This is a genomic window from Streptomyces sp. NPDC059866, from assembly GCF_042731325.1.
GTDB lineage: Bacteria > Actinomycetota > Actinomycetes > Streptomycetales > Streptomycetaceae > Streptomyces > Streptomyces flavusporus.
The window spans coordinates 26,068-35,322 of record NZ_JBHWJT010000056.1 but is presented as its reverse complement, the minus strand read 5'-3'; the positions used below and the strand labels follow the sequence as shown (position 1 = coordinate 35,322).

Annotated in this window: 8 protein-coding genes; 6 read left to right on the top strand and 2 right to left on the bottom strand. The window is 68.9% G+C overall.

Annotated elements, in window-relative coordinates; genetic code table 11:
• Positions 1-266 precede the first annotated feature (266 nt).
• On the bottom strand, positions 267-1,343 hold the full coding sequence (locus tag ACFV7R_RS42990) for an alpha/beta hydrolase (protein WP_266638123.1): 1,077 nt from the start codon (positions 1,341-1,343) through the stop codon (positions 267-269).
• Between the two features lie 118 nt (positions 1,344-1,461).
• A complete protein-coding gene (locus ACFV7R_RS42985; protein ID WP_142270047.1) occupies positions 1,462-2,427 on the bottom strand; it encodes an alpha/beta hydrolase in 966 nt (321 codons plus the stop codon).
• A gap of 186 nt (positions 2,428-2,613) precedes the next feature.
• Between ACFV7R_RS42985 and ACFV7R_RS42980 the strand changes: the two genes are divergently transcribed.
• The 6 genes from ACFV7R_RS42980 to ACFV7R_RS42955 all read left to right on the top strand — a co-directional run bounded on the left by ACFV7R_RS42980 (position 2,614) and on the right by ACFV7R_RS42955 (position 9,219).
• Entirely contained in the window at positions 2,614-3,072 is a 459-nt protein-coding gene (locus ACFV7R_RS42980) for a MarR family winged helix-turn-helix transcriptional regulator (protein ID WP_385274990.1), read from the top strand.
• 313 nt (positions 3,073-3,385) lie between these two features.
• A complete protein-coding gene (locus ACFV7R_RS42975) occupies positions 3,386-4,828 on the top strand; it encodes a hypothetical protein (protein WP_385274987.1) in 1,443 nt (480 codons plus the stop codon).
• Between the two features lie 64 nt (positions 4,829-4,892).
• Positions 4,893-5,837 carry a hypothetical protein gene (locus ACFV7R_RS42970; protein ID WP_385274984.1) on the top strand — a complete coding sequence of 315 codons (945 nt, stop codon included), beginning with the start codon at positions 4,893-4,895 and terminating at the stop codon, positions 5,835-5,837.
• A gap of 9 nt (positions 5,838-5,846) precedes the next feature.
• Positions 5,847-6,713, top strand: a complete 867-nt coding sequence (locus tag ACFV7R_RS42965; RefSeq protein ID WP_385274981.1) for a hypothetical protein — start codon at positions 5,847-5,849, stop codon at positions 6,711-6,713.
• The gene (locus tag ACFV7R_RS42960; RefSeq protein ID WP_385274978.1) at positions 6,710-8,806 is read left to right on the top strand and encodes a hypothetical protein; all 2,097 of its coding nucleotides are present in this window, start codon (positions 6,710-6,712) and stop codon (positions 8,804-8,806) included. Before ACFV7R_RS42965 ends, ACFV7R_RS42960 begins: the two co-directional genes overlap by 4 nt.
• Positions 8,803-9,219 carry a hypothetical protein gene (locus tag ACFV7R_RS42955; RefSeq protein WP_385274975.1) on the top strand — a complete coding sequence of 139 codons (417 nt, stop codon included), beginning with the start codon at positions 8,803-8,805 and terminating at the stop codon, positions 9,217-9,219. The genes ACFV7R_RS42960 and ACFV7R_RS42955 overlap by 4 nt, the downstream gene beginning before the upstream one ends.
• The last annotated feature ends 36 nt before the right edge of the window (positions 9,220-9,255 follow it).

The following is a 9,255-nucleotide window of genomic DNA, read 5'->3' as shown; positions in this document are numbered from 1 at the left end:
CGGCCGCCGCGCCCTGCCCGGCCCCGCTACTTAGCGGGTCCGGGAAGGGCGCGGCGGCATCTCTGATGCTTCTCTGGGTCTTTGGGCCCGCGGGCGGGCTGCGGACCACGTTCCACTGGCTCTGCAGTCCGGCTGCGGCTGGGCGAAGGCCGCGTCCGTGGCGGCGCCGTCCCGTGCGCCGGCGGGGGTCGGGCTGGTCCTCACGCTCCCCGCCGCGGGCCCGGGCTCGGCGGCGCTGCCGGAGCCGGTCCGCTCTGGAGCGGGGGTCAGGAGCCGCTGTGAAGGCCGGTGTAGAGGAAGTGGTTGGCCTGGTCGACGGCTGTCTTGGCGGCGTTGGTGTGGGCGAGGGCGTTGAGCATGGCGAAGTCGTGGATGGTGCCCTGGTAGCGGACGGTGGTGATGTCGTTGCCGGCGGCGCGGAGCTTGGCGGCGTACGCCTCGCCCTCGTCGCGCAGGACGTCGGCCTCGTCGGTGATGACCAGGGCCTTGGGCAGGCCTTCGAGCTGGTTGAGGCTCGCGCGCAGTGGCGAGGCGAGGATCTGCTTGCGGTCCTTGGCGTTGGGGGCGTAGGCGTCCCAGAACCACTTCATGGCCTTGCGGGTCAGCCAGGGTCCGTCGGCGAACTCCCGGTAGGAGGCCGTGTTGAAGTTGGCATCGGTGACCGGGTAGAAGAGCACCTGCTCGCGCAGGGCAGGGCCGCGGCGCTGCTTGGCCATGAGGGTGACGGCGGCGGTCATGTTGCCGCCGACACTGTCGCCGGCGACGGCGATCCGGGAGCCGTCGACGTTGATCTCGTCACCGTGCTCGGCGACCCACTTGGTGGCCGCGTACGCCTGCTCGATGGCGATGGGGTAGCGCGCCTCGGGCGAGGGCGTGTAGTCGACGAAGATGACCGCAGCGCGGGCGCCGTTGGCGATCTGCCGCACCAGCCGGTCGTGGGTGTTCTCGTTGCCGAGGACCCAGCCGCCGCCGTGGAAGTACATGACGGCCGGGAGCTTGCCGCTCACTCCGGCGGGGCGGACGATCCGGATGGTCACCTCGCCGGTGGGTCCCACCTTGAGGGTGCGGTGGCTGATGTCCGCCGGGAGCTTGTCCACGGGGCCGGCCTGTGCGCTGTCGAGTGCCTTGCGGGCGTCGCCGTAGGACAGGGTGTAGATGGGCGGGTTCTTCGCGGCCGCGTCGGCGAACGCCTGGGCGTCCTTTTCCAGCACCGGGACGGTTGTGGTGGCGGACGGTGCAGTGGGTGAGGCCGACGCGTGGGCGGTGATGGTCACCCCGGCGATGAGGGCGGCTGCTGCGGCGACGGCGATCTTGCGGTTGATTCGGACAGGTGCGGTGCGCATGGGGAACTCCTGGTGCGTGGCGCAGGACGCACGCCACGTGGGGACGGAGGCGGGACCCGGGCGGTCCGGCCGGGTGTAGTGCGGGGGTGTTACGGGCGCCGGATGTGGCTGAGCGCGCTCAGCCGGTGCCGAGTGCGGTGCGCAGGGTGGCGATGGCCTGGCTGATGGCCGCTTCGGCGGCGTGGGTCTCGCGCAGGGCGTTGAGCATGACGAAGTCGTGGATGACGCCCTGGTAGCGGACGGCCGTGACGGGGACGCCGGCCTGGCGGAGCTTGTTGGCGTACGCCTCGCCCTCGTCGCGCAGGACGTCCGCCTCGCCGGTGATGACCAGGGCCGGGGGCAGACCGGTGAGCTGCTCGGTCGTGGCGCGCAGCGGGGACGCGGTGATCTGGGCGCGCTCGGCCGCGTCGGTCGTGTACTGGTCCCAGAACCACTGCATGGCGTCCCGGCGCAGGAAGTAGCCGGTCGCGAACTGGTGGTAGGAGCCGGTGTCGAACGCGGCGTCGGTGACGGGGTAGAACAGCACCTGCTGGACGAGCGGCACGTCCCCGCGCTCCTTGGCCATCAGGGTCAGTGCGGCCGACATGTTGCCGCCGACCGAGTCACCAGCCACCGCGATCCGGGTGGCGTCCAGGCCCTTTGAAGCGCCGTCGGTGACGACCCAGCGGGCGACGGCGTAATTCTGCTCGATCGCGACGGGGTAGCGGGCCTCGGGCGAGAGGTCGTACTCGGGGAAGACGACGGCGGCGTTCGCGCCGACGGCGAGTTCGCGCACCAGGCGGTCGTGGGTGTGGGCGTTGCCGAAAACCCAGCCCGCACCGTGGATGTAGAGGACAACGGGCAGCGGACCGGCGGCACCGACGGGACGGACGATGCGCGCCCGGACGGTGCCGGTGGGCCCGCCCTGCACGGTCACCCACTCCTCGGCGATCTCGGGCTTGGCGATCTCGCCGGACTGGACCTCATCGACCACCTTGCGGCCCTCGACCGGACCGAGGTCGAACAGATACGGCGGGTTGGCGGTGGCCTCGGCGAATGCGGCGGCGGCCGGTTCCAGTTCGGGGCCGGTGATGTTCTCGGGCATGGGGACTCCTTGGACTGATGCCGGGGCGGCGGCCTCGGCGAGGGATGTGTCCGGCCGTTCGGCGGTCACGAGAACACCGTAGCGCTCGATTCAGTCGTGCACAACTGAATCGAGCAAGACATAGTCGAGGGCGCTTGGAATGGGTAGGATGTACCTGGCCGATCATCAGAGGTAAGGACGGCGCTCATGGGCCAGAACACGCGCGACGACGCCGCAGTAGGTTCGCTGCTGCTTCAGGACCAGCTCTGCTTCGCCCTGTACGCGGCCTCGCGGGCGGTCACGACCCGCTACCGTCCACTGCTGGACGAGCTGGGGCTGACCTACCCGCAGTACCTCGTCATGCTGGTGTTGTGGGAGCAGGGCTCGGTCTCCGTACGGGAGCTGGGCACGGCGCTCCAGCTGGAATCCAGCACCCTTTCGCCGCTCCTCAAGCGCCTTGAGGCCGGCGGCCTGATTCGCCGCGAACGACGCGCCGAGGACGAACGCTCCGTCGCCGTACGCCTCACCCCGGCCGGCTCGGACCTTCAGGAGAAGGCCCGCGCCGTCCCGCTGGCCATCGGCGAGGCCATGGGTCTGACCCCCGAGCAGGACGCCACCGCGAAGCACTTGCTCCGCCTGCTCACCGAGAACGTCACCCACGACTGAGGCACCGGGCGCGGCGCGCGCACTCCGGTTCACGAATTGCTCGTGCCAGACGATCGCGCGACACTTCGACGGGGGGGATGGCGGAACACCCTCGCCGAGACGGATGGCCTTCCGCCAGTTCTGCGTGGCGAACGAGATGTCGATGCCGTCCGCGTCGCGGTCGGGGATGTAGTTGGCCACAGACCGGTAGCTCGACTGACTCGGCGTCCGTGTCCCGAACCTTGCTGCGGCAGTTTCCTCGTCGGCCATTCGTCCGTTGAACGGAATGTCGGATGTTGGGGCTGCTCTCGGGGGTCTTGTGCGGTTGTTCTTCGTGGACCAGCGCCGAGTCTGGAAGGTGGGTGCGGTCGCGGGGCGGAGCTATGCAGAGCTGAGCGAGCTCTTCGAGCGGCGCCGACTGCCCCGGGGCACCCCGATCCTGCTCGATGACACGATGCGTCCGGTCGAACCGCTGACCAGTTGGTTCCGCGCGATGGGTCTCGCGGGCCGTGATGCGAAGACGATGAAGGCCTACGCGTACACCGCGTTGATGTTGTTCAACTTCCTGGCCACCCGTAGCCGCGATTTCGTCTCGGCGAGCGAGGCGGACCTGCTGGAGTTTCGGTTGTGGCGGCGGGAGCAAGCCGAGGAGACGGTCGGACAGGCCGCTTGGGATCGTGATTCGGCGGCACTCGGCCAGCTCTACGATTACCTGGTCCAGCGTGGTCAGGTCCCTGGGCGGCCGTGGCGCCCCACCGGCCGTACGGCCTCGCTGGGCAGCGGTGTCAGCCGTGACCTGCGTGTGCGCCACATGGAACTCGAGCAGTACCTGTTCTGCCGTGACGTCGGATTCGGGGGGCTGCGGCCGGACGCCAGCCTGGACGGCACGTTCCGTGGATGGTGGCCGCACCGCAACCGTGCCGCGTGCGAGCTGGCGCTGCTGACGGGCATGCGCCTTCAGGAGTGGTCCACCCTGCTGCTGCCCGAACTCGGCCTTGCCGGCGGGCCGAAGCCCACCACTGCGGACGTTGATCTGGCTGCCTGCGCCAAGTATCAGCGCCCGCGCTCGGCGTACGTTCCCCTCGGCGCGATGGCCTTGTTGGACCCCTACCTGCTGCTCGAGCGCCCCCGGATCGTGGCCAAGGCGCAGCGCGTGCTGCGCCGTCGCAGCCGGGAACTGTTCGTCATCCAGCGCCTGGACGCGGACAGCACGAGGATCCGCGGGGTCCTGGACGGGTGCACGGTCACCCGCGTGATCAAGGACATGGATCCTGAGCTGCGGCGCATCGCCGTACTGGAGACCGGGGACGGTCTGGATCCGCTCGCGGTGTTCCTCGGGCAGGGCGGGGCGATGTTGTCGTTCTCCGGCTGGGACCGGGTGCGCTGGCGGGCCTGGGAACGGATGCAGCAGTGGTCGAGCGACCGGGAGGCCCCGGTCCTTCCGCGGCACTGCTGGTGCTATCACGATCTGCGGCACACGTTCGCCCTGCGCCTTCTCATCTACCTCACGCGTGAGGCCCTTGAGGACATCAAGGCCCGAAAGCTTCCGATGGCGACGTTGCTGGACCACATGGTCGGCAACCCGCTGCTGGTCGTACAGCGCCGCCTCGGTCACGCCCATCCCGGCACGACCTACCGCTACATCCGCTATCTCAAGGATCCGATGCGGGAGGTCGACGACGCATTCCGGAACTGGGACGCGGCCGGTGGGGCCTCGTACATCGCCATCGCCCGTCATCTGTTGAACCTGGAGGAACCGGGTGCCCCGCAGAGGTGAGTACCGAGGAGGCTTTCCGCCTCCGGCTAGGGCAGCATCGCTGAGCACGGCGCCGCGGATCGGCGTGCGCCAGGCAGTGTCGCTGGACACAGGGCGGCGCCCGGTCACCGTGACCTTCGACCCGAGCGGATATGCGTGCTCGCAGCTGGCCGCTGAACTCGCGGATGAGTGGGTGGAGTTGATGGCGGCTGCCGTGCTGTCGACGGGAGCATGCCGCGGGTTCCGCAAGGCCATCAGCGCCTTCTGCACGTACCTGGACTCGGCGGAGCCCAGAGCCGCAGAGGCCTCGTTGGCGGCGGTCGAACCCGATCTGCACCATGCGGTCACGGAGTGGATCCGGCTGCTGCCGGCTGCCTACCGAGCAGGTTCGCCCAGCCCGGCCTGGCTCGCCAGCCGGCTTCGGCAATTGATCGCCCGTCGTATCGCCCACCCGGGCCGCCCGGTGGCCGGACACCTGCATGGCTGGGTGAAGGGTGCGCTCGGCGTGAGCAAGGGGCAGTGCGTCGAAGTCGACGAGTTCAGCCGGGCCGACAAGAAGCAGATCGTCCAGGCAGCTTGGGCGGCCCGGCGTGCGACCGAGGAGAGGATCAAGAAGGGTCGGGCTCTCGCGGCCGTGGGGCGCGACCCGCGGGTCGACGGGTGGGCGGAGCCGGCCAACCTGCTGTGGGCCCTGGCTCACGGGGTGTGGACCTGTGAGGACATCGCGGAGCGCCTCCCACCCCCTGCGCAATGGTCGGCGCCGCTGCGCGAGCTCCTCCCGCCCGGCACCCTGCCGCAGCACACTGTCAACTGCCTGCTGCGGCACCTGGTCGGCATGCTCTACCCGCACAACCTCGACCTGCACAGCTATCGGATCCTGCTGATGGCAGCAACCGGCCGTACGTCGGAGGAAGTCGTGGCACTGCACGAGGATGACATCGAGTACGGCCCCCGCAGTGTGCTGATCGACTTTACGAAGCAGCGAGCTCGGACCACACGCCGTAGCGCGTACAGCACACCGGCTCAGTAGGAAGACCGGGTGCTGCATCCCAGCAACCCCCGCCTGGATGTCGCCGAGCTGACCCGTTCCCTGCTGGCCCTGGCCCGTCCGCTAGCCGAACGCTCCGCCACCACGCCGGTCCCGCTCTTCCTGCGCGCCGCGGTCAGCCACCACACGATGACCGTGCAGTCCTTCCGCGGGACCGGCTCGGGACTGCGGCTCACCGACTGGCTGAACATCCACAACGTCCGCATCGACGGGCCGGCGGACATCCGCCGGCTGCGGAAGTCCGGCAAGGTCGAGAAGGCCCTGACCTTCAAGGGCCGCATCAGCGACATCGCCGACGACCACACCGAGGAGACATTCCGCCGCAGCTACGCCCACGGCACCACGCTGCGCGTCATCGCAGGCCAGGTCATCACCACGGCCCAGCAGCACTGGCTGTCCAAGGCCCTCGCGGGCCCGGTCGTCCTCGACCAAGAACAGTCCCTCCAGGATCCGGAAGCCGAAGCGGCACTGGGGCTATCGGCGCAGGACATCGAGCAGCTGCGAGCCGGTGAACTCGACATGGGCGTCTCCAGTTGCCGCGACCCCTTCACGTCCCCGTTCGGGCGCCCGGGGCAGATGTGCCCGGTCGCCCCGACCCGCTGCCTGGAATGCCGCAATGCGTTCATCCTGCCGTCCAACCTTCCTCAACTTCTGCTGTTCGCCGCCCATCTGGAACAGCTGCGTCACCGGCTCGCCCCGCGCCACTTTCACGCCCTGTGGGGACAGAGCCAGGCCAACCTCACCGAAGTTCTCGGCCTGCGTACCGGCGCCGAGATCTCCCGGGCCCGCCAGCGCATCGCCGACGAGGGCCTGACGCTGCAACTCCCCATCTCCTCACAGGCGGAGTTCGACGTATGAGCGGCCAGCTGGCCCCATCCGGCCGCCCCAGCGTCTTCGCGGACGACGAACCAGTCCTGCAGTCCCTGCCGTTACTGCCCAGGGCACGTCCACCCTTGTTCGGGGAGACGCAGACCTGGGACTTCAACGACGTACTGCGCCGCCCTGCCCGGCTCGTGCCCGGGCAATGGCGTCTGACGCTCATGCAGCTCACCGAGGTGCAGAACCTTCTCGCCCGCGAGCTGGCAATGATCGAGTTCAACCCACGCCATCCCAAGATCCTGGCCCGAGGGCTCCATCTGCAGCCTCGGCCACGCAAAGTCGGCACGGTACAGCGGCACGTCGGCATCCTGCGCGCACTGGCTACGTTCGGAGCCGGCGAAGGCCTGCCCCAGGACTTCGGCCACTGGTCAACAGCCGACTTCCACCGCTACCTCACCGACCGCCGCGAACACCTTGACCTGACCGCGGTCCGGCCCCACATCCTGACCATCAAGCTGCTGCACCGACTGGCGCCCGCGCTCACTCACGGCGGGCTCACCGCGGACCCGTGGCCGGGACAAACCGGTGCCCAGGTACTCGAGCTGTCGCGCAACAGGCCGCTACGAACGCCCGTCATCCCGCCGCAGACCTGGTTTCCCCTCATCCACTCTGCCTGGACATACATCGACACCTTCGGGCCCGACATCCTGCGGGCCCGCGCCTACTGGCGGGACCTTCAAGCAACCGCCCGTCCCGTCCCTCTACCCGAGGCACGCCAGCTGTGCGAGAAGTGGCTGGCCGACCCCTCCCACCGCATTCCGGTGTGGCTGGCGAACGACATGACGCGGAACAAGAACGCCACCACGACCGTGAACTGGTCCGTGCTGGCGGCGGTGATCGGCGTCGCGCAGCCCACCACCGTCTTCGCCGCAACCGCACCGCACGGACGCCAACTGCGCGCGCGTGTCGAGGAACTGGCCGCCGAGGGGCGTACGCAGAGTGGTCTGCTCTGCGACCTCACCCAGGTCGACCGGCCGGACGGCACCGCGGGGCCCTGGTGCATGAGCCTCTATCCGCAGCGCCTTTGGATCGAGTTCACAGCGCTGCGCAATGCGGCTCTGGTGTTCGTCACCGCGCTATCGATGATGCGGGACAGCGAGGTCCGGGAAATCCTCAGGGACTCGGTCGTCGAGCACTACGGCAGCCCGGCAGTGAAGTCGACCCTGCACAAACTCACCCCCAACCTCCCCGTCAAGCACTGGTGGATCATCGAACCGGTCGCCCAGGCCATCCAGACGGCCGCCGAGCTCTCCGTACACGACACGCTCGCCTTCGCCTCGGTACAGGCCAAGTCGCCCATCGCCCACCTGGACAGCTGCCAGGCGATCACGAGCTTCCTTCAGCACGTCAATCGCCACCGGGACATCACCGGTCTGCCGGCCATTCCCGAGCAGAAGCTGAGCCCTCACATGTTCCGACGCACCATGGCCATGCTCACCCGGGACTTCCCCGGATCGGAGATCGCCGTCGGAATGCAGCTCAAACACGCCGCAACGCGCGCGCTCGCCAACACCACCACCCAGGGCTACACCGAACCATCCCCCGCCTGGGCCAGCCACCTCACCACCGCCATCAGCGAGCGCCGCTTCGAGCAGCTCAAGGAACTCTTCGACGCCGACAGACGAGGCGAGAACATCGGCTACGGCCCGGGCGCTGACCGGCTCCGCGGCGCCTTCGCCACCGTACGAACCCAGGCCGAACACCTCCGCGCCAACCAGAAAGCCCAGCGCGGAGATCTCCGGGTCGAGTACGGCCTCCTCCGCCAAGTCCACCTCACCGTGCGCTTCGGCAAGCTCAACCACTGCACGATGGACGAAGCCAACCCCGTCGGCGCCAAATGCCTCGAGGACGCCGTCGTCCCCCAAGGCCATCAAGGCCCTCTCATCGACCGGTGCCAACCCGCCCGCTGCGCCCGCAGCATCATCGCCCCCGCGCACCTGCCGATCTGGACCGCCGAGCGAGCCTCCATCCAGAATCTGCTAGCCACCCCCAAGCTCCCGGCCAATCGCCGCAAGCAACTGACCGAGCAACTCAACGAAGTCGATCACGTCCTGCGAAGGACCACCTCATGACCTCAGCCGAGCGTCCGAACGTCTCACCCCGCACAGAACGCGCTCTGCGCGACGCCATGGAACGGCTCTTCGCCGGCCGCCCAGCCCGCACCGACGGCAAACTCACCAAGAACAACCTCTGGCGGGAAGCCGGCGTCAGCCGCGCCACCATGAACCGCGCCACGAACGTGCTGGCCGACTGGGACAACCGCATCGGGCACAGTCCAGCCCGTGCCCAAGACCGCAAGCACGCCGAGACCATCACCGCACTACGCCAGCACCTCCGCAAAGCCCGGACAGACCGCGACCATCTCCAGGATCAGGTCGACGCCGCAGCAACCGTCATCGCCGCCCTGTACGCCGAGAACGCGGCGCTCCGTGAGCAGATCTCAAGCCAGTGGGCGACCGTCGTATCTCTTACGCCACGACGGTGACCCCGCTCGTCATCGAGCTCAGTCGGAGATGCGCCC

What these genes read in the sequence shown, in the direction of transcription:
- ACFV7R_RS42990 (WP_266638123.1), bottom strand. Translation starts at nt 1,343, where the DNA reads ATGCGCACCGCACCTGTCCGAATCAACCGCAAGATCGCCGTCGCCGCA.
- ACFV7R_RS42985 (WP_142270047.1), bottom strand. Translation starts at nt 2,427, where the DNA reads ATGCCCGAGAACATCACCGGCCCCGAACTGGAACCGGCCGCCGCCGCA.
- ACFV7R_RS42980 (WP_385274990.1), top strand. Translation starts at nt 2,614, where the DNA reads ATGGGCCAGAACACGCGCGACGACGCCGCAGTAGGTTCGCTGCTGCTT.
- ACFV7R_RS42960 (WP_385274978.1), top strand. Translation starts at nt 6,710, where the DNA reads ATGAGCGGCCAGCTGGCCCCATCCGGCCGCCCCAGCGTCTTCGCGGAC.
- ACFV7R_RS42955 (WP_385274975.1), top strand. Translation starts at nt 8,803, where the DNA reads ATGACCTCAGCCGAGCGTCCGAACGTCTCACCCCGCACAGAACGCGCT.